The organism is Alcanivorax sp. 97CO-5, from assembly GCF_000524665.1.
Taxonomy (GTDB): domain Bacteria; phylum Pseudomonadota; class Gammaproteobacteria; order Pseudomonadales; family Alcanivoracaceae; genus Alcanivorax; species Alcanivorax borkumensis.
Map to the genome: position 1 here is coordinate 1 of NZ_KI965906.1, position 21569 is coordinate 21569.

21 protein-coding genes, 1 tRNA gene and 1 pseudogene are annotated in these 21569 nt (G+C 54.8%); 12 read left to right on the plus strand and 11 right to left on the minus strand.

The genetic code is table 11. The annotated features are described in order from the left end of the window. Together Y017_RS12695 and Y017_RS12700 are read left to right on the plus strand one after the other, a co-directional pair. Window positions 1–399, plus strand: a 399-nt coding sequence (locus Y017_RS12695) for an IS3 family transposase (RefSeq protein ID WP_035461251.1), incomplete at its 5' end; no start/stop codon positions are given. Between the two features lie 71 nt (window positions 400–470). Next, window positions 471–716 carry a hypothetical protein gene (locus Y017_RS12700; RefSeq protein WP_197017566.1) on the plus strand — a complete coding sequence of 82 codons (246 nt, stop codon included), beginning with the start codon at window positions 471–473 and terminating at the stop codon, window positions 714–716. A gap of 267 nt (window positions 717–983) precedes the next feature. Here Y017_RS12700 and Y017_RS12705 read toward each other — a convergent pair whose 3' ends face one another. The 5 genes from Y017_RS12705 to Y017_RS12725 are packed head-to-tail and all read right to left on the minus strand — an operon-like array spanning window position 984 to window position 5872. After that, a complete protein-coding gene (locus Y017_RS12705; protein WP_197017567.1) occupies window positions 984–2261 on the minus strand; it encodes a sensor histidine kinase KdpD in 1278 nt (425 codons plus the stop codon). A gap of 8 nt (window positions 2262–2269) precedes the next feature. Beyond that, window positions 2270–2986, minus strand: a complete 717-nt coding sequence (locus Y017_RS12710; RefSeq protein WP_035461254.1) for a response regulator transcription factor — start codon at window positions 2984–2986, stop codon at window positions 2270–2272. After that, the gene (locus Y017_RS12715) at window positions 2976–4475 is read right to left on the minus strand and encodes a glycosyltransferase family 39 protein (protein ID WP_035461256.1); all 1500 of its coding nucleotides are present in this window, start codon (window positions 4473–4475) and stop codon (window positions 2976–2978) included. Before Y017_RS12715 ends, Y017_RS12710 begins: the two co-directional genes overlap by 11 nt. Then, on the minus strand, window positions 4459–5499 hold the full coding sequence (locus Y017_RS12720) for a glycosyltransferase family 2 protein (protein ID WP_035461257.1): 1041 nt from the start codon (window positions 5497–5499) through the stop codon (window positions 4459–4461). Before Y017_RS12720 ends, Y017_RS12715 begins: the two co-directional genes overlap by 17 nt. After that, window positions 5483–5872, minus strand: a complete 390-nt coding sequence (locus Y017_RS12725; RefSeq protein WP_035461386.1) for a GtrA family protein — start codon at window positions 5870–5872, stop codon at window positions 5483–5485. The genes Y017_RS12720 and Y017_RS12725 overlap by 17 nt, the downstream gene beginning before the upstream one ends. 404 nt (window positions 5873–6276) lie before the next feature. Here Y017_RS12725 and Y017_RS12730 point away from each other — a divergent pair. From Y017_RS12730 to fdxA, 3 genes and pseudogenes are all read left to right on the plus strand, one after another. Next, window positions 6277–6652, plus strand: a pseudogene (locus Y017_RS12730) (transposase); the annotation flags it as partial. A gap of 181 nt (window positions 6653–6833) precedes the next feature. Further along, window positions 6834–9413, plus strand: coding sequence for a DNA mismatch repair protein MutS (mutS, locus tag Y017_RS12735; protein WP_035461261.1), 2580 nt, complete (start codon window positions 6834–6836; stop codon window positions 9411–9413). 214 nt (window positions 9414–9627) lie between these two features. Continuing rightward, window positions 9628–9951 carry a ferredoxin FdxA gene (fdxA, locus tag Y017_RS12740; protein ID WP_035461263.1) on the plus strand — a complete coding sequence of 108 codons (324 nt, stop codon included), beginning with the start codon at window positions 9628–9630 and terminating at the stop codon, window positions 9949–9951. Between the two features lie 600 nt (window positions 9952–10551). Here fdxA and Y017_RS12745 read toward each other — a convergent pair. The 4 genes from Y017_RS12745 to arsS form a co-directional block, all read right to left on the minus strand. Next, a complete protein-coding gene (locus Y017_RS12745) occupies window positions 10552–10842 on the minus strand; it encodes an Hpt domain-containing protein (RefSeq protein WP_231483509.1) in 291 nt (96 codons plus the stop codon). Between the two features lie 133 nt (window positions 10843–10975). Beyond that, a complete protein-coding gene (locus Y017_RS12750; protein ID WP_011589093.1) occupies window positions 10976–11632 on the minus strand; it encodes a TIGR04282 family arsenosugar biosynthesis glycosyltransferase in 657 nt (218 codons plus the stop codon). Continuing rightward, window positions 11629–12315, minus strand: a complete 687-nt coding sequence (locus Y017_RS12755) for a TIGR04283 family arsenosugar biosynthesis glycosyltransferase (RefSeq protein ID WP_035461267.1) — start codon at window positions 12313–12315, stop codon at window positions 11629–11631. The genes Y017_RS12750 and Y017_RS12755 overlap by 4 nt, the downstream gene beginning before the upstream one ends. Continuing rightward, complete coding sequence (gene arsS, locus Y017_RS12760) at window positions 12312–13268, minus strand: arsenosugar biosynthesis radical SAM (seleno)protein ArsS (RefSeq protein WP_011589095.1); 957 nt, start codon at window positions 13266–13268, stop codon at window positions 12312–12314. Before arsS ends, Y017_RS12755 begins: the two co-directional genes overlap by 4 nt. Window positions 13269–13649: 381 nt before the next feature. On the opposite strand from arsS, the gene Y017_RS12765 reads away from it, so the two are divergent. Both Y017_RS12765 and Y017_RS15110 read left to right on the plus strand, forming a co-directional pair. Beyond that, window positions 13650–13726: transfer RNA gene (locus tag Y017_RS12765), tRNA-Arg, on the plus strand. Between the two features lie 260 nt (window positions 13727–13986). Then, the gene (locus Y017_RS15110) at window positions 13987–14163 is read left to right on the plus strand and encodes a PLDc N-terminal domain-containing protein (RefSeq protein ID WP_081424064.1); all 177 of its coding nucleotides are present in this window, start codon (window positions 13987–13989) and stop codon (window positions 14161–14163) included. Window positions 14164–14523: 360 nt separating this feature from the next. On the opposite strand, the gene Y017_RS12770 is transcribed toward Y017_RS15110, so the two are convergent. After that, entirely contained in the window at window positions 14524–15975 is a 1452-nt protein-coding gene (locus Y017_RS12770; RefSeq protein WP_035461269.1) for a phospholipase D-like domain-containing protein, read from the minus strand. 369 nt (window positions 15976–16344) lie between these two features. Between Y017_RS12770 and Y017_RS12775 the strand changes: the two genes are divergently transcribed. The 3 genes from Y017_RS12775 to Y017_RS14940 all read left to right on the plus strand — a co-directional run bounded on the left by Y017_RS12775 (window position 16345) and on the right by Y017_RS14940 (window position 18391). Then, window positions 16345–17736 (plus strand): KamA family radical SAM protein, encoded by a 1392-nt coding sequence (locus tag Y017_RS12775; RefSeq protein WP_197017568.1) that lies wholly within the window; start codon window positions 16345–16347, stop codon window positions 17734–17736. A gap of 224 nt (window positions 17737–17960) precedes the next feature. Continuing rightward, window positions 17961–18233: a DUF3332 family protein gene (locus Y017_RS12780; RefSeq protein WP_051428772.1), complete on the plus strand. Its 273-nt coding sequence runs from the start codon at window positions 17961–17963 to the stop codon at window positions 18231–18233. After that, window positions 18230–18391, plus strand: a complete 162-nt coding sequence (locus tag Y017_RS14940; protein ID WP_155849269.1) for a hypothetical protein — start codon at window positions 18230–18232, stop codon at window positions 18389–18391. The genes Y017_RS12780 and Y017_RS14940 overlap by 4 nt, the downstream gene beginning before the upstream one ends. 136 nt (window positions 18392–18527) lie before the next feature. On the opposite strand, the gene Y017_RS12785 is transcribed toward Y017_RS14940, so the two are convergent. Continuing rightward, complete coding sequence (locus tag Y017_RS12785; protein ID WP_035461271.1) at window positions 18528–19928, minus strand: PLP-dependent aminotransferase family protein; 1401 nt, start codon at window positions 19926–19928, stop codon at window positions 18528–18530. Window positions 19929–20107: 179 nt separating this feature from the next. On the opposite strand from Y017_RS12785, the gene Y017_RS12790 reads away from it, so the two are divergent. Both Y017_RS12790 and Y017_RS12795 read left to right on the plus strand, forming a co-directional pair. Next, window positions 20108–20758, plus strand: a complete 651-nt coding sequence (locus tag Y017_RS12790; RefSeq protein WP_051428774.1) for a DJ-1/PfpI family protein — start codon at window positions 20108–20110, stop codon at window positions 20756–20758. Then, window positions 20752–21453, plus strand: coding sequence for a LysE family translocator (locus tag Y017_RS12795; RefSeq protein WP_035461273.1), 702 nt, complete (start codon window positions 20752–20754; stop codon window positions 21451–21453). The genes Y017_RS12790 and Y017_RS12795 overlap by 7 nt, the downstream gene beginning before the upstream one ends. Window positions 21454–21569 lie beyond the last annotated feature (116 nt).

A 21569-nucleotide genomic window follows, 5' to 3' on the forward strand; every position in this document is an offset into this window, starting at 1 on the left:
CGGGCGGTTAAAAATGGGGGGATTACAGCAGGACGTGTAGTGCGGACGCTGGAGCGCCTTGAGCAAGAGCGTGAGCTGCCAAATCAGATCAGGGTGGATAACGGGCCAAAGCTGATCGCAGCGGAGTTCTATGATTGGTGTGAAGAGAAAGGCATCGAGGTCGCCTACATCCAGCCTGGCAAACCGCAACAGAATGGCTTCGTCGAGCGATTTAACGGCTCATTCCGCTATGAGTTCCTTGACGCCTATCTGTTCGAGAGTCTAGGGCAGGTTCGGGAAATGGCGTGGCTATGGATGCTGGATTACAACGACGAGCGGCCGCATGAAAGCCTGGGTGACATACCGCCAGCGGTGTATCGCCAGAAAGTGGAAAACTCTAGTTTAGGGCTGTCTCACTAAAGGGGGAGTGGACAAACACACGCCACAGGCGTGTAGGTCATCTTCTACAAGGTCGATTCAAGGAAATTTTGGTGGAGAAGGAAAGCTACCTGCTCGAACTGGCGCGTTATATTGACTTGAATCCCGTACGCGCACGCATGCTTCACTCTGCTGCTGAGTGGCCCTGGAGTAGCTATCGCCCTACTGGAAGGTTGGCTGAATCCCCTCTCTGCCTGACAACCGAATGGATATTGCAAGCCTTCAGCGACACCTTGGCCAGCTCTCGCACAGGCTACAAGCAATTTGTTGCCGAAGGCAGCAGCCAACCATCTGCCTAGGAGAAACTGCACAACCAAATTTACCTTGGTTCAGACCAGTTTATTGAACGGTTATCCTCTGGCGGCCGCGAAGCAAGCTGCACCGAGTATATGATCGGTTACTACAGCAGCCTGAGGGCTGCACAAGCATAACGATGGACTGCCACCGAATGTGACGGAAAAAAGTATTGGAATACTCAAAAGTCGGTGGCTAAAAATACTTGACCACTACATACTTGCGCTTAATCTGTATCGGGAAAAAGCCTACTGGCTACCTGAGTCAAATGATCAGGTGAGGTTATGAACGTGAATCAGGAACTCAGTTCCTTCGTTACCTGACCGCGTAACCTCCAGATCCAAACCCAGTCGCTCGCAAACCAATCGGACGATCAGTAACCCAAAGGTAGCGTTGCTGAAATCTCCGGCCTTGAAGTTGTTAGAGCTGGACGCAGCACCAGAATTCAGGTGCTCAGCTACTTTTATCGGAAGCCCAGATCCGAAGTCTCGCACTGAAATTCGGTTCTCAATCATTCTAACCTCCACTTCGGCACGGGTGTGTCGAAGTGCATTTTGCAACAGGTTACGCATTAACATACCCACTAGGATGGGATGTGTTGTAACTTTGAACCCCGGGCTGTTGTTATAAACCGTGATTCGTCCGGCCTGATCCAGGTACCCATGTTCAAGGTCATCAATAGTGTTCTGGACAAGCTCTTGCAGCACAATGGTTCTCGCTTCGCTTTCGAACGCTTCCCTGCGAGCAAGTTCGAGCAAAACCTCCGTATCGTCGCGCATGGTCTGCATAGCACGGCGAATACGGGTAAGCGTTTTCTGATCCGCCGACGACAAACTTTGTCGTTGTTCCAGTACATTCAAAGCCCCACCAATAACGGCCAACGGCGTACGCAGCTCATGACTGGCTAGTTTCACAAATGATTTCTCACGCTCGATGTGATCTTCAAGCTCAGATAGGAAGCGGTTAAATGCCTGAGCAATGTTGCAAAACTCTTGGTCACGGTAATCCGTGGTAATTTGCAGCATAGACGAACCGGGTGTTGTGTTAAGGACTTCACGAGTTAACTTCTTGAAAGGGCGTACCAAGTACCTGGCTGCTGTGTGGGCAACAATAGAACCAATCAGGAACATGAAACCAGCGACACCAGCCAGAGCTAGCTGAACCAAGGTCTCACGACTTTCCATAATCGTAATATCCTGGGCCAAGAAAAGCTTGCCATCGGGGAATTCCAACTGCTCTCCCAGTATCAGTAGTGTTGTCTGGCCTATCTCTACTTCTTGGGAAAATGGCAAATGGCGACTACGGAAATATTCTGGGAGTAAAGCTTCTGCCTCGCCTTCAGGCAAGAAAATGGCCTCCAGCTGTGCTGTTTTTATTGGCTGAAAGCGTCCTTCCCGGATTTGCTCCGTGAAATACTCGGCCTCCTCCTTGAGCTCCAGATCAAGAATGGTGTCCTCAACATCATGAACAAACACCTCAACAATAATCATTGAGGTTGCTGTGGAGGCGGCAATCAGGAAAAACAGAGTTCGGGCCAGGCGCTGGGTCAAGGATGAATTCACAGTGTACCCGCGCGCGTTTTCTCTGGGCCTTCAAGGCTGTATCCCCGCCCATGGATGGTTTTTACTAGGCTGTTACCCAGGCCTGCCTGCAGGGATTTTCGAAGAGTATAGATGTGGGTACGAAGGCTGTTTTCCATTTCCCCATGGCGAGTTCCCCATAAAGCATCACTCAATGCTTCATGGCTGAGAAAACTAGGGTATGCACGAACCAACAATTCAAATAGGCGAGCAGGTGTGCCGGACAAGGCCGTTTTCAACCCATTCAATTCTACTTCCAACGCTCCAGGATCGAACAGAATATCACCCGCTCTCAGGATCGGCCTCTGCGGTGCAAAGCGCCGGTGCAGAGCTTCAACCCGTAGTTGCAACTCACGCAACTCGAATGGCTTCACGAGGTAATCATCTGCACCGTAATCAAAACCTTTTTCTTTGTCGGGCAGCCCCCCCAGTGCCGTCATCAGAATGACAGGAGTCTGACACTGCAGGTCGTTGCGGATACGTTTGCAAATATCATAGCCATTCACACCGGGCAGCATCAGGTCGAGCACGATAACGTCATAGCTTTGCGTAGCAAGCAGATGCAATGCGGTCAAACCATCTGGAGAAAAGTCCAGTATGTAACGATCTTCACCCAGAAACTCGAACAGGTTTTCTGCAAGGTCTACCTGATCTTCAACGATTAATAGTCTGAGCTGTGGTTGGTTAGGTGTCACTCAAGTCAACTCCATTGGCATCAGATACCGATTGCTGGTCGTGCGGCAACCCGGCAATTACCAACAATTGATAGCGTCTATTTTCCATGACCTTTTGAACGGAAGAGGCTAAGCCAGCCACTTTTTCGGCTGGCCAGGTTCTGGGAACTACAACATACAAATGCTGATACGTCTCGGACATCTGTAGGTTGTTCAATCCGCCCTTTGTCATTTCCAAAGCGGCTCCACCTGAATAGAATCGGGCTGAAAATGGCAGGTCATCCAGATAGATCAACGGGCTATCGTCAGCTGTCCGGGTTAACTGATAATAGCTTACCAGCTCTTTCTCTGTTTTAAGTGATTGCCAACCCGTAGCGGTAAGACCAACGAACACGGTCAGTAAAATCGGCGCCAATGCCACCAAACCACTCCGTAAGCATGCCAATCGGAAAGACTGACATTCCGAAGCCCAACGGCCAACCAAAATAGCTGTAAACGGCAATGACGGTAATATGTAAGTCCAGAGTATATTGCCTGCGAACGTGAAGAACAGCATGGGAGCCAGTGCGCTGACCAATAAAAAGCTGACACAGGGACTTGATATTGTCTTGCTTACGATACCGCGCTTTTCCCCCCTGAACCATGCAAGTGCCAGACTCACCAGCGCAACGATGCCCCACGGGAACGAAGCCCATAACCAGAACATCCAGATCATGCCTTTGGGCTGGTTATGGGCACTGCCGTAGAGATCTCCCGCCCATCCGGGATCCAGAAATCGTCGAATATGCTCTCCTACGAGAAAATAATCCAGAAACCCTGGGGTTTTCAGTTCAGCTACTATGTACCAAGGGCAAACCAAAACGGCCGTCATCAAAATGCCTCGCCACCAAGGCAGCCGCCCAAGGTTATTGGCCGCCTCCCGCCACGAAATGGATAACCAAAGTACGATGGGGATCCCGATCAGAACGAGGGCCAGCGGCCCTTTGGACAGAAGCCCGATCACCATTCCAAGAAAAAAAAGCCATCGCCACAACCCTCCCTCTCCTGCCATCACCAAACAGAAGCTGACGAGAGTAAGGGTAGTACCCAATGCAAAAAAAGCATCTGTCATAACGGCGCCGGCGCTGATGTAAGTGAGCGTCATGGTTACAAAAACCAAGCAACTCCATTGAGCAACCTGCACACTCCAAATTTTTCGCGCCAGTCGCCAAACAAGCCACACCATAGCGAGCGTTGCCAACCATGCCGGAAACCTCAGCGAGAACTCCGAAATACCAAATATCTTGATGGCTGCCGCCTCAGCCCAGAACGACAAGGGCGGTTTACCCCAAAAAGGAACGCCAGGCTCGAACCACGGCGTAATCCAGTCACCAGTTTCCGCCATCAGGCGGGCAATTTCCGCGTAACGCGGCTCGGTGGTATCCGAAAAAGGAAAAAATTCCATGCCTATGAAACGACTAACCAGCACGGCAGCGAGTATCAACAGCCAGACGTTAAAGCTCTTTGACATATCGCATTCCCGTTGTTTTACGTTGCGCCTGTTGGCCTGTGCCACTCCGATTTTCAATCACCTCATCAATCAGGTACACAGGGCGCTGCTTTGATTCCATGTAAGTCTTGCCGACGTACTCACCCACAATGCCCACACTCATCAACTGAATACCGCCTAGAAAGCTGATGATGGCCACCAGCGAGGGGTAACCGCTGGTGGCATCGCCTAGCATGAGTGTCTTGACTACAATCCACACACCGAATACCGCGCCCATGCTGGCAGCGATTAGTCCGATCAAAGTTGCCCAGCGTAAGGGCGATATAGAAAACGACGTTAGCCCTTCCAGTGCTAATCCGACAAGCCCAGGGTAATCCCATTTTGTTTCGCCTGCCGCTCTGGGTTCACGATCGTATTGGATGACTTGAGTCGACATACCGATCCAGGCAAACAAGCCTTTCATGTAACGGTTGCGCTCTTTCAGCAGCAACAATGCGGTAACGGCCTTGCGGCTGATCAATCGAAAGTCACCGGTATCTACGGGAATATTTGTTCTACTAGTTCGGTTCAGCAGTCGATAGAAGAGATGAGCACTCCATCGTTTGAACGCAGTTTCTCCTGCCCGTGAGCGGCGCTGCATCAGGACAACATCAACACCCGACTCCCAGCATTCGACCATCGCCGGAATTTGCTCAGGTGGATCTTGCAAGTCTGCATCCAAAACAATCACCGCATCGCCTTTAGCGTGTTCCAGCCCTGCGGTCATCGCGGCCTCTTTGCCGAAATTTCGACTCAACTTGATTAGCCGGATGCCGGGCGTTCGACCAATAACGTTGCGGATATATTGGGCGCTTCCGTCGTCACTGCCATCATCTATCAGCACGATTTCCCAGTACAAGTCCAGGGAGAAAAGCACAGGTAGAACGCGCTCAAAGAAAAGAGGCAGCATCGAGCGTTCGTTGTACAGCGGCACTACCAGTGACAACAGCGGCCTATCAAGAGGACCATCAAAAAGCATGACTGGCAACTCAAAGCGTTTGTTCATGGAAAATCAACCTCTGGTAGACGATATAATTCAGTGCAGCGACAAGCCCCGTGGTCACTATTTGTGACAAGGTGACAGGAAGGGCTAATACGTGATTGAGCAGAAAAAATAAGACGATATTGCAGAACCATGCGCCAAGACAGGATCCTATATAGCGCCACAGCGTGGCCCTGTGAGGGCCAGCATTGCGAAATGCCAGGCGCCGCTGAAGGGTGTAATTCAGCACCGCGCCAGACACGCTTCCACTAGCGGTTGCCAGAATGGGGTCAAGCCCGATGGCGATCAATGCTGCCATTACAAGCCAGTGGAACAGCGTAGCAATGCCTCCGGCCGCCACAAATCCCTGCAGTTGGCGAGGAAAGACTGTGTTCATTAGCAAACCCACCACATTGACGACTATAAAAAAGTCGACCTGACATTGAGTGAGTACAATGACCCACCCTGTGTAACAATTCTGTGGAGGTTTTATCAGGAAAACGTCAAAACGTGAGATGTAGTGGTCTAAACGGCTTAGCAAATTTTGAGATATCTCCTACGAGCATTTGCCCCCGTTCTGTTGAGCACGGGGTCCCATAGCCCCAGCCTGCTATGGGTAAGGAGAACGCTATGAGCAACATGGCGAAACCCACTCTTCTCATAATGTAGTGGTCAACTAATCCTGGACAATAATTGATGTTTTTCTTCGGCCACAGCGGTGGCGATTCCAGTCGTCCGACTGAATCGCCACCAGTTTGCTACACCTTTCAGCCATCCAAAATGGCAATCAGAGAGGTACCCATGAGCAGCAAACACTATCCCGAAGAATTCAAGATTGAGGCGGTTCGTCAGGTGACTGATCGTGGTCACAGTGTGGCCCAAGTGGCCGACCGGCTCGGCGTCACCACCCATAGCCTGTACGCCTGGATCAGAAAGTTTGGCCCGGATTCCGAGCAGCATCAGGCTAAGACCGATGACCTAGCAGAGATCCGCCGGCTCCAGAAAGAGCTTAACCGCGTTACCGAAGAGCGTGACATCCTAAAAAAGCCGCGGCGTACTTCGCCAGTCAGTCCGATTGAGGTACGCCTTTATAAAGAAGCATAGCGAGCGATGCTTCCTGCTGGACGTTCACCCCAGCGGCTTTTATGCCTGGCAACGGCAACCTCGTTTAAATCGCGGGGCAGCATGAATGATGCCCTCCGTGCAAGCCAAACGGCTTCATTCGACCTACATATAAACTCGGTAATGGGCAGACAGAGATAGTCCCTCCTAAAAACCATCCAGATCTCCCCATGAATCCTCTCCCATATCGCTATATCATGACCGCCCACTGATTCATTACCCCCCATGGAGGACCTGTGACCGCGGACCTAAGCCAACATACGCCGATGATGCAGCAATACCTCGGCATTAAGGCCGAACACCCGGACCAGCTGGTGTTCTACCGCATGGGGGATTTCTATGAGTTGTTCTTTGGCGATGCGCAGAAAGCGGCGCGACTGCTGGATATCACCCTGACCCAACGCGGTCAAAGTGCCGGCAAGCCGATTCCCATGGCCGGCATTCCCTACCACGCGGCGGAGAACTATCTGGCGCGGCTGGTGAAGCTGGGCGAATCCGTGGCCATTGCCGAACAGATCGGTGACCCGGCGCTGGCCAAGGGGCCGGTGGAGCGCAAGGTGGTTCGCATCGTCACGCCCGGTACGGTGAGCGATGAGGCCTTACTGGAAGAGCGTCGGGATAATTTATTGTGCGCGGTTTTCGATCATAATAATCAATACGGTTGCGCCAGCCTGGATTTGGCCGCCGGGCGCTTTGTCGTCACTCAAGTAGAAGGTGCCGAGCAATTACAGGCCTTGCTGGAGCGCTGGTCGCCAGCGGAATTGTTGATCAGTGAAGAGCATGGTCTGCCGGGGCGCTGGTCCGATCGACCGGGTACTCGTAAACGCCCGAGCTGGGAGTTTGATGAAGACGCTGCCCGTCGCCAGCTGTGCCAACAGTTCCAGGTGCAGGATCTGGCCGGCTTTGGTGAGCCGTCTCCCGTGGCGGTTTCCGCCGCTGGCGCACTGCTTGGCTATGCCAAGGAAACCCAGCGCGGCGAACTCCCACATATCACCGGCCTAACAGTAGAAAGCTTTGATGATGCGGTCGCCATGGATGCGGCCACCCGCCGTAACTTGGAGCTGACTGAAACCCTGGATGGCCAGGAGCAACACACCCTGGCCTGGGTGCTGGACAGCACCAAAACTGCCATGGGCGCGCGCTTGCTTAAACGCTGGGTACACCAGCCATTGCGCAACCGCACCACGCTCACCCAGCGGCAGGACCAGATCGACGCCCTGCGTCAGGGCTGGTGCTTTGAGTCCGCCCGCGATGTGCTTAACGACATCGGCGACATGGAACGCATTCTCGGCCGGGTGGCGTTACGTTCTGCTCGCCCTCGGGACCTGACGCGCCTGCACGCCAGCCTCAAAGCGCTGCCGCCTCTAATCGGCACCCTACCCGCCGCCGATTGTTTTTGCGAATTGATTGAGCGCATCGGCCAGTTTCCGAACCAGGTAGAATTGCTAGGCACGGCGGTGATCGAGAATCCGCCCATGCTGATACGCGACGGCGGCGTCATTGCTCCCGGTTACAGTGAAGAGCTCGATGAGCTGCGTTCCATCAGCGAAAACGCCGGTGCGATTTTAGTGGATATCGAAACCCGCGAGCGCGAACGTACCCAGCTTTCCACCCTGCGCGTGAAGTACAACCGCGTGCATGGCTATTACATTGAGCTGTCGCGACGCGAGTCCGATCAGGCGCCGGCGGATTATCAACGCCGTCAAACACTGAAAAATGCTGAACGGTTTATCACTCCCGAACTGAAAGAATTTGAGGACAAGGCCCTGTCCGCGTCCAGCAAAGCTCTAGCGCTGGAGAAACGCCTCTACGAAGCACTACTGGAAAAAGTGGCCGACGACCTGCACGCCCTTCAGCGCAGTGCTGCCGCCGTGGCCGAGCTCGATGTGCTGGCATCGCTGGCCGAACGGGCCGAAGCACTCAACTGGGTGCGCCCACAGTTAGTAGATGACGAAGCGATCATCGAAATTGTGGATGGCCGTCACCCGGTGGTGGAACAGGTGCTAGACGACGCGTTCGTTCCTAACAGCCTGCACTTAGACAATGCCCGCCGTATGGTGATCATTACCGGCCCCAACATGGGCGGTAAATCCACCTACATGCGCCAAACCGCCCTGATCGCGCTGCTCGCTCACCTTGGCAGCTGCGTGCCGGCGGCCAGTGCCCGCATCGGTAGCCTGGACCGGATCTTCACCCGCATTGGCTCGTCCGATGATCTGGCCGGTGGCCGCTCCACCTTTATGGTGGAAATGTCAGAAACCGCCAACATCCTCAACAACGCCACCGCCCAAAGCCTAGTACTGATGGACGAGATTGGCCGCGGCACCAGCACTTTTGATGGCCTGAGCCTGGCCTGGGCTGCCGCCGAGCACCTAGCGCGCAATCTCAAGTCGTTTACCCTGTTCGCCACACACTACTTCGAGTTGACTCAACTACCAGAGCAACTGCCGGGCATCTACAACGCACACCTGACCGCCAGCGAACACGATAACCGCATTGTCTTTCTGCACCGAGTACAAGAAGGACCGGCCAGTCGCAGTTACGGTCTTCAGGTAGCCCAACTGGCGGGAGTGCCGAGCAGCGTGATCCATAGAGCCGGTGAGAAATTACGCGAGTTGGAACAAAGCAAACCGCTGGCGCCTTCAGCCACTCCCCCCAGCAGCTATGCCGCCCCATCACCGGCGGCGGCTCCGGCCCAGGCCTCACTATTCAACGAACCCAATGCGATCGAGCTGGCGTTGACCGATCTAGACCCAGACGAGCTGACACCAAAGCAAGCCCTGGAGGCGCTATATACATTGAAAAAGCTGACTTAAGCCCTCTTAGAGACGCTGCAGAGCAACCTAAGTGGGCGCGAGCTGCCGGCGCGCATAGAAAGAGTGTTGGCGCTATAACCTTATATCAACACTCCGTTTGCCTGCCTCAGGGCATATCGCTAGACTAGCGCCACCCCAAGCGAGACCGTGCCCGTTGCTGTTATAATCAGTCACTGGCGCTGTATAAATTGAAGACACCTGGCGAGGACAGGATATGACGTTCGTAGTAGGTGAGAACTGCATTAACTGCAAACACACCGATTGTGTGGAAGTGTGCCCGGTAGATTGTTTCTACGAAGGCGAGAATTTTCTGGTCATCCACCCGGACGAGTGTATCGACTGTGCACTATGCGAGCCGGAGTGCCCGGTAAACGCGATTTTTTCGGAAGATGAGCTGCCAGACGACCAGCAAGATTTCCTAGAGATCAACGCGGAGCTGGCAGAGAAGTGGCCGAACATTACGGAAATGAAAGATGCGCCGGACGACGCTGAAGAGTGGGACGGTGTGCCCAACAAGCGGGAGAAACTGATCCGCTAAGCGGATCCTTTTTCTCTGGGCAAAATAAAAGGGCGGCATCCTGCCGCCCTTTTTGCGTCGAGTCATCCTGACTCTTTTGCGCTCACCGCAACATCCTTGTACTGCAATCCCTGCAAATCCTTGTGCCCAACTCCCTGAACACGCAAATACTATATCAACCGGATTTTGCTCTGTGGGTAAAATAAATATTAAAAGTCTGGACGAAAATCACACAAAAGACAAATAACCATTAAAAACAAATACTTAATGATATTTTTCTGCGTTTCAATCCTAAAATCTTGCCAAAAACACCAGTTTATCCTACAGTCTTGTAAGAGATTGCTTACAAGATACCTCACCCAATAACCAGTGCTCGGAGCAAAATGGCTACATCTCGAAGCCAAAAGCCACTCAAACTCTTACATTTCCTCACCGCTCTTTACAGCAAGAGGAAGCACTTCTCGGTAGCATTATTTCCATAGAAACGTGGTGCTACATGGCACCATAGATCGACCAGTATCCCCCCAAGGCGCTAGCAATAGCGCTCACAACACCCCTCTTCCACCCAATTTCGGAAGAGGGTTTTTTTTGCCTAAAATCCGACCAGCCCTGACGATCTTTTTACGCTAGGCAGGCCTGCAGTGCCGTGCAGGCCTGCCTGAATTGCTGTTTTAAACATTCAAGCAAAACGGGAACATTGGCTAACTCACGATTAGACACCGCTAACTCCAGTGCCACGCACACATCTACGACACGGACAGCACCAAGGTTGCTGCTGCTACCTTTGAGGCTGTGCGCCTGGCGGCGAAGAGCCTCTTTATCCTCTGCTTCCAGCGCCTTTTCCATGGCGGCCAGACGTTGCTCACCATCACGCCGGAAGGACTCAACCAGCATCTGGAAATTCTGGCCCATTATCTCCCGCAATTCGGAAACGAGCTCAGCATCGAGGAGCGATCCATCTTGCATCAACCTACCCCGTGATCCTTTACCGCCGCTACCACAGCCACGACAGAAACTCTGTTTGTGTTACAGGCTAGAGATTTAATCAAGTCCAACCCTTCCTCGCACCCACCAACTCAGGACAAGCGACAGGCGGTAAAAGTCCGGACGAGCGGGCCCTGGCAACATCACTCGCTTCATCCACATCCCATAGCGGCGGCAACACCACTATTTGTTCCGGAGCAAAACAGGCACAACTATCCTGCAGTGCATGGTGACCACCAAAGCGGACACCGTTAAAACGAGCGGCAGACCAGAGCGATGCCTGACTGCTACCCAGAAGCACATAGCCACCATCTTCACTGGCACCAAACACTACAGGCGCGTGCGCGAGTGTATGCAGTGCCTGTTCGAAGTAGGGGCGACCTAGCAGCAAGCAATCACTACCTATCAGCAAAACCCGAGAGAAGTGATCCAATCCATGTGAGAGCGCCCTGGCCATCCGTTCACCAAGATCGCCATCCGACTGTAAATGACAAGACCAGCCACGCACTGTTGCTTCAGCCTTCAACGCCGCATCTGGCTTATCCAGCCACAACTGCACATCGCCAGGAAACTCCTGCGCGGCAGAAAAGGTACGCCACAGCAACTGCTTATAAATCTGCATGGCCCCTTCGGCACCAAAGTTCGGGATCAGCCGTGTTTTTACCTGCCCTGCCTGCAAAGCTCGGGCGAAAATGATCAGCAATGGCGTGTCCGTCAACCCGCATCCCCCCGGTAATAATCCCGATACAAAACATCTGGGCTAGCACCACGCCAGTATCGAAAACGCAACGTCCACATAAGCCAAATAGTGTGCCAGGGGCCGTTGGCTTCCCACCGCCGGCTACTGGTAATTAACGGTGGACGCAAACACAGGGGCCGAGACTGCGCACGCAACCTGCGTGACAGGGCAATATCTTCCATTAATGGCTGGGCGGGAAATCCACCCTGCTCCCAGAATACATCCCGGCGCACAAAGATGGCCTGGTCGCCGGTGGCGATGCCAGTGAGGCGAGAACGCCAGTTCATCATGAAAGCGATTATGCGAAACAGAAAACGCGGCTGACTCAAGCGCACATCGAAACGCCCCCATTGCCCTTTCGGCTGCGCCTCATCCAAGGCCTCACGGTGACGCGAGTCGAGCACGGTATCCGCGTGCACGAACCACAGCCATACGCCAGTGGCACACTTCGCACCGGCATTCATTTGGGCACTACGGCCCGGCTCACTGGTTAGCACCGTATCGGCAATCTGCCGGGCAATACCAACACTATCATCAGTACTGCCGCCATCCACCACAATCAGTTCGTCACCTGCATGCAATGCAGCGCGCACTCTCGCCAGTGACTCGGCCAACACATCGGCCTCATTGAGCACAGGGATGATAACGCTCACCCGACTCATCCCAGCGCGCCACCGCAACTGCTTCCGGCACCGGCGGTGCAGCCAAAGCAATGATCTGCCACATAAATCGGCTCGCCTTCAATATCCTCATCCAGCAGGCTCGACAGATGCTGATGGTTTTCATGATGACCTTGCGGCATATCCAGCATCTGGTTGAAATCACAATCGTAGAGATACCCCTGATAATCCACACTGACCATGGAACGGCACATCAATGCCGGCAAAGTCTCGCGGTTATAACTGTCACGCAGCAGTTGCATGTAGTCGTTGAACTGATTATGGGCCAACAACACCGCGCCGAAACGGCTAATCGGCATATTAGTAATCGTCAACAAATGATTAAAACGCAGACCAAAATGCTCCATCAGCTCGCGCTTGTAATCGGCTTCCAGGGCCTGCTGGGGAGGCGGCAGGGAGGCACCGGTGGGGTTATAGACAAGATCCAATACTCGATCCTCTCCGTAGCCTTTTTCGTTAAGCCGCCGAATCGCCTCTAGGCTCCCCTGAAACACCCCTTTTCCGCGTTGCTTATTCACGTTCTCTTCGGAATAACACGGCAAAGAAGCCACCACATGCACATGGTGATCGGCCAGAAACTGTGGCAAGTCCTCATAGCCGGGTTCGAGCAGGATGGTGAGGTTACAGCGATCGATAACCTCCACACCGAGTGCATGGCATTCACGCACTAGGTAACGAAAATGCGGGTTCATCTCCGGCGCGCCGCCGGTAAGGTCGATGACCTTGATATCCCGCTTGCGGATCACCTGAAGAACCAGGTCGATAGTGGCCTTATCCATCAGCTCGGTGCGCGTGGGGCCAGCATTCACGTGGCAGTGCACACAACTCAGGTTACACAGATAACCCAAGTTCACTTGCAACACGGACGTTCCATAGCGACGTAGTGACGGAAAATCTGTGCTGCTGCGCACCAATAAATCGTGGGTGTCCTGCATACTTCACCTTTTTCAATTTCTTTAATGCTATCAATTAGATGCAGGCTTGTCGCAAACGTTACGTGAAAGCTTCAAGCAATAGCGGAATGGGCGGAGCGCTACATGTCTCACAACATCACCCAAAGTCGTCGCAACATTAGCCACCATCCCCCGGAACTGGCGCCGCGCGGCAAAATCCTTACAATCTTCACCTCTTTCAGCCCCGGTAGCTCAGTTGGGTGAGTGCGGGGGGGGCCAAAGCGTGCTTTGGCCGAACGAACGCGAAGCGGATACCGCCGCTTTGCCGGCGCCCGCAGGGCGAGTAAGCGCCGATAAAATAGCCGCTTGCTCCCCCATAACTGGCACCGCGCAGCAAAATCCTTACAATCGTCACCTCTTTCAGCCCCGGTAGCTCAGTTGGATAGAGCAAGCGCCTCCTAAGCGCTAGGTCGGACGTTCGAATCGTCTCCGGGGCACCACCTTTCCTTTTCCTCTGCATCACTTTTTTATGATCATTCGGATCAGCAGCCTTTTCTGTTGGCCGACCTGCTGGTGAGCATTGTGTTTCTGGAGCCGCCTGTCGGTGATAGCCCTGTTCTATAGGGGTCTGATGCTGATCACTAGACAAAACTATGGGGCGAGCGCCCGCAATCTTGACCCGGTTTTACACCTCAGTGATTTACCCTTTCCACCAAGTCCTCTAAATTGAAGGCCCACGTTGGATAAAAAAGGAATGTCGATGAAATTACTGGGACTGTTACAACTGGCCGTGGCGATCTACGCCATCGTAATGATTCTCCAATCCTCCGCTGAAACCGGCGCCAAAGTATTGTGGGTATTATTGGTACTGATTGTGCCGCTGATTGGCTTAATTATCTGGGCACTGATGGGACCAGGGTCCCCCCTGAAGCGCTAACTTCTTTTCGGGGGTCACCGCGGCCACCGCTCGATTCCCTGCGGATTGCTGCCAGGCACCCAGTGTCTGCAAGTAGCCGTGAGGTAATCCCGTGTGGCCCGCTGGGCTCCTGGGTAACAGGCTCTCGCACAGGGGCATCCGGTTTTTACTGGCCAAGAGGGGGGATGACTTAGATAACCAATGCCCAGCCCCATGTATGCATATACATGCCCACCGCGTCATAGTCACCCAGACAAACGCTGGGCAGGCTCACAACCATCAACACTAGCAATAGCGCAAATGTGCCCCTTCAATCCGGCAGTGCGCGATCAAGACCACACAAATAATCACGCTTTTCTCTAAGCGCTAACTAACCCCCTTTTATAAATAGGGCTCCAGCATATGCGCGAGTGCATTACGGACCCGTCGCCAAGGTGCCAACTGCTCAAAACCCGCTTGGTCGAACCGCTGAGACAACGCAATACGTTCATCCAGCATTTCATCAATCTGCCCAGCTAACGCCTCCCCATAGCATTCCAGGTCAAACTCAAAATTCAATCGCAGGCTGCGCGCATCCCAGTTTCCCGAGCCCAACATGACCCAGTGCCGGTCCACCGTCATCACCTTGCTGTGGTCGAATGGCGGCGGTGACAGGTACAGCTCCGCGCCTTCCGATACCAACCAGCGCAAAGCATGCAGGCTGGCCCAGTGCACCAGCCGCAGATTATTCTTGCGAGGAATCACAATCTCCACCTGCACGCCTTTAAGCAGCGCCAGTTGCAATGTGGCCAGCAGAGTCAGGTCCGGCACAAAATACGGGGTAACAATGCGAATTCGGGATTCAGCGCTGCCAATGGCCGCGAGCAACGTCATCCGACGTTTATCGAAATCCGCATCCGGCCCAGCACTGATACCCCGGGACTGCACTGCGCCCAGCCAAGCTGGGCCGCAATAACAGGTGTCCAGCAATTCACCACTAGTGAAATACCAATCAGCAGCAAAAGTGCGCAGTAACTGCCCTACTACTGGGCCTTCAATACGGGCATGCAAATCCGTGATCTTTGGCGGCTGCTGTATATAGCCCGCCCGGATGTTCATCCCCCCGGTAAACCCATAGCGACGGTCCACCACCATAAATTTGCGATGATTGCGCAGATTCAAATACGGCATGCGCCACGGCGCCAGGGAATACAGAAAACGCTCCACAGGCACCTTGCCACGGCGCAAGCGCCAGACTATCGAAGGCAAGGAATACAGGGCGCCGGCGCCGTCCACCAACACCCGCACCTTGACCCCGCGCGCCACCGCCGCCGAAAGCGCATCCGCCAGCGGCTTGCCGGCAGCATCATTGCCGAAAATGTAGGTCGCCAGATAAATGCTTTCCGTGGCGCTATCGATGGCATCCATCATTGCCTGATAAGCGATGGGCGCATCCAGCAGGGTAATATGATTGCCATCAGTAAGCGGCAGATGTGTCAGCCGCCCCACCAGACGACTAAGGACCTTCAGGTGTTCAAGATCCGGTTCAGGTTCGGCAGCGATACGCCAGCCATCGTTACTGTCGATCAACCCACCGGTTAGCTGACGAGCCCGCCGACGAATGCGATTGACCCCCAGCATGTAATACAGCACAGCACCCAGCACCGGCACCAGCCAGACCAAACCGGTCCACGCTGCCACCGCCCGAGCATCACGTTTGTTCTGAGCGACATGCACGGTCACTGTTACCGCCAACCCGATACTAATGACGGCTGCCACGTAGGGCCAATAGGGTTCCAGCATTATCAATAATGCATCAATCTCAGCGGTCCAGTAAGTGGCATCCAAAGGCATCAAGTTCCGTCCCTGAAGCGGGTATCGGCCCAACGATAGCATAACCGGCTAGGCCCGAGGCGGTGGGGCTTTGCGCTTTGCTCGTTGGTTCCTTAGAATACGCCCTCTTTTGGAGCACCGGTCAGCTGGCGCCAGTTAAGCCGCGTACAGATAACGACCACTCTCCCCCCCGATATGGCTGGGGGGCAATCCGTTCCAAGTCCTCTGCGTTGCCACGCCGACGCACGTAAAACGGGCTAACAAGCCCCAGCTTAGCGCCAGCCGCCGCTGGCCATCAGTAGTCACGATTATTCCACTGGTTTAGATAACACCAGTGTACCGGTGTTGACGGCGTTTACGTCATGCCGGCGCATGATGAGGAGCAATACCATGCCCGAAACCAATACCGTTATTCCGTTGCACCAGGACATCCAAGAAAGCACCGCCACGTTGGCCCATACTTTCGACCACGCCTACGACGAGCCCCGTCGCTTCAAGGTCTACACCGCGCGCCAGCTGGACAAAATCGAACCGCTACAGCGCCTGGACGACGAGACCCGCTTTGCCATGGACGTGGTGGCCAATGTTCTGCCGTTTCGGGTCAACGAATATGTGATCAACGAACTGATCAACTGGGATAATGTGCCCAATGATCCCATCTACCAGCTCACCTTTCCCCAGAAAGGCATGCTGGCCCCGGAACACTTCGACAAGGTCGCCGATGCCATGCGTGGCGGCGACAAAACCGCCATTAAAACCGCTATCGCCGAAGTGCGTGAAGCGCTGAACCCGCACCCTGCGGGGCAGATGGAACACAACATCCCAGAAGTGGACGGCGAGAAGATCGAAGGCATCCAACACAAGTACAACGAGACTGTGCTGTTTTTCCCCAGCCAGGGTCAGGTCTGCCACAGCTACTGCACCTTCTGTTTCCGTTGGGCCCAGTTCATCGGCGACAACGACCTGAAAATCGCTACCAAGGAAGCCGGCCAGCTGAAGAAGTACATTCAAGCCCACCCGGAAATTTCCGATGTCTTGATTACCGGCGGTGATCCGCTGGTGATGAAAACCAAGAACCTGCGAGCTCATATCGAGCCGCTGCTGGAACTGGAACAGATCCGCACCATCCGTATCGGCTCCAAGGCACTCACCTTCTGGCCCCAGCGCGTGGTCTCCGATGCCGACGCCAAGGATCTGCTACACCTGTTCGAAGAAGTGATCGCCAGCGGCAAACACCTGGCGCTGATGGCCCACTACAACCATTGGCAGGAACTGGAAACCAACATCGCCCGTGAAGCGGTGAAACGGGTCCGCGCCACAGGTGCCGTGATCCGTGCCCAGGGGCCGCTGCTGGCGCACATTAATGACAACGCCGACGACTGGGCGCGCCTGTGGCAAACCCAGGTCGAGCTGGGCATCATTCCTTATTACATGTTCGTAGAGCGAGACACCGGCGCCCGCCATTACTTTGAAGTGCCGCTGGCCAAGGCCTGGAACATCTATCGCGATGCCATGAAACAGGTCTCCGGCATCGCTCGCACCGCGCGCGGCCCCAGCATGTCCAGCCACCCGGGCAAGGTGGAAATCCAGGGCGTTACCGAAATCAACGGCGAGAAAGTTTTCGCCCTGCGTTTCATTCAAGGCCGCAACCACGATTGGGTCCAGCGCCCCTTCTTCGCCAAATACAACGAAGAAGCCACCTGGCTCAATCATCTGGAACCGGCCTTCGGCGAAGAGAAATTCTTCTTTGAAGATGAGCTGGCAGAAATGGAAAGCGAGTAAACCCAATTAATAATTAAGAGTGAATAATTAATAACGGCGCAGAAACGCGTTGTTGATTCTGAAGTGCAAGAGGCCGCGCCCGGAGTCCGGGCGTGGCCTCTTGCGTTTGCAACAGCACTCCACTCCAGTCGCGTCGTTATTAACGATTAACTATTCACTGTCCCTGCTTCCCCTTGCCGCAGAATGACAGCAATAATTCACGCATCCAACTCAAGGTGAGTCCGGTGAAAAAGATCATCACCAACGTATCTGTCGCCGCTCTGCTGACCGGCTGTCTTGGCCAGAATGCCCTGTTCGATACCGTGCAGGACTGGAACTCAGACGCCACCAACAACAAGTTCATCAATCAGGGGATTTCCTTTGCCTTCTGGTGGATTCCCGTTTACGGCCTGTCGCTGCTGGGCGATATCATCATTTTTAACTCCATCGGGTTCTGGACTGGCACCACCCGATCAGCAAGGAAGGCGCCAAGGTGGCTGGCACCACCGAGACCGTGACCGACGGATTGGGCAATGAAGCTGAACTGACCTATAACGCCGATGGTTCCATCTCGGTCATCGCTACGCAGGAAAGTTATCCCCTGATCAAGGAAGGCGGCCAGATCATCAAAGTGCAGGACGACAAGCGCGAAGTGCTTGGCTCTGTAATGATGTAAGCCAAATCCAGGCAACGCCGCCGAAGGCATAGAAACTGAGTTACGAGTTACGAGAAGCGAAATGCAAAACCGGTTTTAGCTTCTCGTAACTCGTAACTCGTAACTCGTAACTAGAAAGCAGTCTTCCATTCCGCCGTTACAGCAACCGCGACAGCGTCACCAGTGCCTGCTCCACCCGGTTATCCCACTTCACCGCACAATTGAGTCGCAGGCAATTGCTGAATTTTCCGGACGCGGAAAACAAAATCCCCGGTGCAAAGCTGACGCCCTTTTCCAGCGCGGCCGCCATCAACTCTGTGGTGTCCACGTCGTCGGGCAATTCTGCCCACAGAACGAACCCGCCGGCCGGACGACTGACCCGGGTTTGCCGGGGAAAAAGCTGGGTGACCCGCTCCGTCATTCTTGCCACCCCCAATGCATGATCTGCGCACAACTGGCGAAGAAAACGGTCATAACGCCCGGTTTCCAGGTACTTTGCCAGGGCCAGTTGCCCCGGCGTATTCACCGAAACAGTATTGATGAACTGCAGATATTCTGCGCGTTCCTGCTGCGCCGGTGGCGACACCAGCCAACCCACCCGCAACCCGGCAGACAAGGTTTTTGACGATGAAGCGCAGTAGTACACCAGGCCGTCATCATCCCAGCTTTTGATGGGCCGGGGACGCGGTCCGGAAAGCGGCAGATCCCCATAGATATCATCCTCAACCAAGGGCACCTGATAACGGCCCAGCAACGTCAGCAGGGCCCGTTTGCGGGCATCAGACAAACACACGCCCAGCGGATTGGAAAAATTCGGCACCACCACACAGGCGGCCACCGGCCAGCGCTCCAGGGCCAGCGTTAACGCCTCCAGCGAGATCCCTTGCTCCGGGTCGGTGGGAATCTCCAGCGCTTTCAGGCCCAGAGACTCGATCACCTGCAGCAAGCCGTAATACGTGGGCGATTCAATCGCCACGGTATCGCCGGGGCGCGTCGTGAGCTTCAGGGCAATCGCCACGGATTCCTGGCAGCTATTGGTAATCAGCACCTCTTCCGGTGCCACCGCGCATTGCATGCCCGCCAATCGACGGGCGATCTGGGTGCGCAACTCCGGTGCCCCGGGCGGGAATTCATACCCCACACAACGACGCCGTTGCTCACGCAACACGCCATGGAAAACCCGCTCCATGGCCGCCACCGGCATAAATTCCGGCGCCGGCACCGCCGCGCCGAGGTTGACCACCGCCGGGTTGTTCACGTTCTGCAGCATCTGCAGAACCTGTTCCTGCCCGGTGATCTTGCGAGGTTTCCGGCTGGCAGTGGCCACCCGGGGCGGCTCGCGCAGCACCGGTGGCTGACGGACGTAATACCCCGAGCGGGGGCGCGCTTCCAGCACACCGCGCTGTTCCAGCTCCCGGCACGCATTCACCGCCGTGGACACGCTGACCTGTTGCTGTTCGGCCAGCACCCGCACGCCGGGCAGACGACTACCCACCGGGTATACCTGCTCGCCAATTAATCGCTGAAGCCGGTCCGCCAGGCTCTGATACAAGGTCATGAAATAGTCCAAATCGATACAGTTGCGTGCGCCACAAGCAGTACAGATAAAAGAAAATCCAATCTGTACCGCATCAATTTCACATTGTTATATCTGTATCCATAGAGACTGTCCACCTAGTCTATCCAGAGGCGCTCCGATGCCATCTACACACTCACAAAACGGACAGGCGGACAGCTATGCACATCGCGATACTCACCTTCCAGGGTTTTAACGAACTGGATTCGCTTATCGCCCTCGGCGTGTTGAATCGCATCCACAAGCCGGATTGGCGCGTCACGCTCTGCAGCCCCGAGCGCCAGATCACCTCCATGAACGGCGTCACGGTGCATAGCCAGTCCAGCCTGGACGCAGCTCCCACTGCCGACGCGGTCATCATCGGCAGTGGTATCAATACCCGAGAGGTCATCAACGACAGCGCCATCATGACAAGGCTACGGCTAGACCCCGCGCGCCAGCTGATCGCCGCCCAGTGCTCGGGAGCGCTTGTTCTTGCCCGGCTGGGGCTGCTCGGCGATATCCCTGCCTGTACCGACCTCACCAGCAAACTGTGGGTACAGGACGCCGGGGTCACCGTGCTGGACCAGCCTTTCCATGCAACCGGCAACATCGCTACCGCGGGGGGCTGCCTCGCATCCCCCTATCTGGCTGCATGGATTATCGCGCGAACCGAAGGACAAGCCGCAGCTAAAAGTGCCTTGCACTACGTGGCCCCGGTTGGTGAAAAAGACCAGTACGTCGCCAGAGCCTGGCACGCTATTGCCCCGTATCTGCACGAGAGAAATACCCTCCCAACCCCGTTTGAGACAACAGGAATATCCTCATGTTGACGGAACAATTTGTGGCATTGATCGGTTTTGTCGCTGTCATGACCGGTACCCCCGGCCCCAACAACCTGATGCTGATGGCATCCGGTGCCAACGCAGGCTTCCGCCGTTCCTTGCCGCACATTCTGGGCATCGCCATCGGCTGTCAGGTAATACTACTGTACGTAGCGCTGGGGCTCGGTCAGCTACTAACCCGCTTCCCACAAGCCGTTGCCGCACTGCGTGTGGGCGGTGCCTTGTACCTGTTGTATCTGGCCTGGCAACTGGTGCGCACCCGCAACCTGAAAAGCAAACGCTACAACGCCAAACCGCTGACCTTTATGCAGGCGGCCCTGTTTCAGTGGGTAAACCCCAAGGCATGGATGATGATTCTCACCGGTGTGGCCACCTTTACCCAGCCGCAGAACTTTACCCTTAGCGCAGCAATCATTGCTGGCACCTTCCTGATTGTCGGATTACCGCTGATCAGCAGCTGGAACCTGTTTGGCGCGGCCCTGAAGAACTGGCTGCATCAGGGGCGGCGTCTGCGCGCTTTTAATCGCGCCATGGCGGTGCTGCTGGTGGCATCGCTATATCCAACCTTTGGTATTCAGCCCAGCCAGGCCAGTGAAGACGACACCCCGCCAGCGCAAGAGCAGCTGGAGAAACCACAAACACAAAAGCGCGAACGGCTTAACTGGTGGATGAGCGTGCTATAGCGATTCCGTAGTGAGTAATGAGGGGCGAGTTACGAGGAGCCAGCTGCGAAGGTCAAAACCTTCAGCCTGAAGAGTATTTTTTGTTTTTCGAGACTCGAAACTCGTTACTCGCCCCT

What these genes read in the sequence shown, in the direction of transcription:
- Y017_RS12715 (WP_035461256.1), bottom strand. Translation starts at nt 4,475, where the DNA reads ATGTCAAAGAGCTTTAACGTCTGGCTGTTGATACTCGCTGCCGTGCTG.
- Y017_RS12720 (WP_035461257.1), bottom strand. Translation starts at nt 5,499, where the DNA reads ATGAACAAACGCTTTGAGTTGCCAGTCATGCTTTTTGATGGTCCTCTT.
- Y017_RS12725 (WP_035461386.1), bottom strand. Translation starts at nt 5,872, where the DNA reads ATGAACACAGTCTTTCCTCGCCAACTGCAGGGATTTGTGGCGGCCGGA.
- fdxA (WP_035461263.1), top strand. Translation starts at nt 9,628, where the DNA reads ATGACGTTCGTAGTAGGTGAGAACTGCATTAACTGCAAACACACCGAT.
- Y017_RS12745 (WP_231483509.1), bottom strand. Translation starts at nt 10,842, where the DNA reads ATGGGCCAGAATTTCCAGATGCTGGTTGAGTCCTTCCGGCGTGATGGT.
- Y017_RS12755 (WP_035461267.1), bottom strand. Translation starts at nt 12,315, where the DNA reads ATGAGTCGGGTGAGCGTTATCATCCCTGTGCTCAATGAGGCCGATGTG.
- arsS (WP_011589095.1), bottom strand. Translation starts at nt 13,268, where the DNA reads ATGCAGGACACCCACGATTTATTGGTGCGCAGCAGCACAGATTTTCCG.
- Y017_RS15110 (WP_081424064.1), top strand. Translation starts at nt 13,987, where the DNA reads ATGAAATTACTGGGACTGTTACAACTGGCCGTGGCGATCTACGCCATC.
- Y017_RS12770 (WP_035461269.1), bottom strand. Translation starts at nt 15,975, where the DNA reads ATGCCTTTGGATGCCACTTACTGGACCGCTGAGATTGATGCATTATTG.
- Y017_RS12775 (WP_197017568.1), top strand. Translation starts at nt 16,345, where the DNA reads ATGCCCGAAACCAATACCGTTATTCCGTTGCACCAGGACATCCAAGAA.
- Y017_RS12785 (WP_035461271.1), bottom strand. Translation starts at nt 19,928, where the DNA reads ATGACCTTGTATCAGAGCCTGGCGGACCGGCTTCAGCGATTAATTGGC.
- Y017_RS12790 (WP_051428774.1), top strand. Translation starts at nt 20,108, where the DNA reads ATGCACATCGCGATACTCACCTTCCAGGGTTTTAACGAACTGGATTCG.
- Y017_RS12795 (WP_035461273.1), top strand. Translation starts at nt 20,752, where the DNA reads ATGTTGACGGAACAATTTGTGGCATTGATCGGTTTTGTCGCTGTCATG.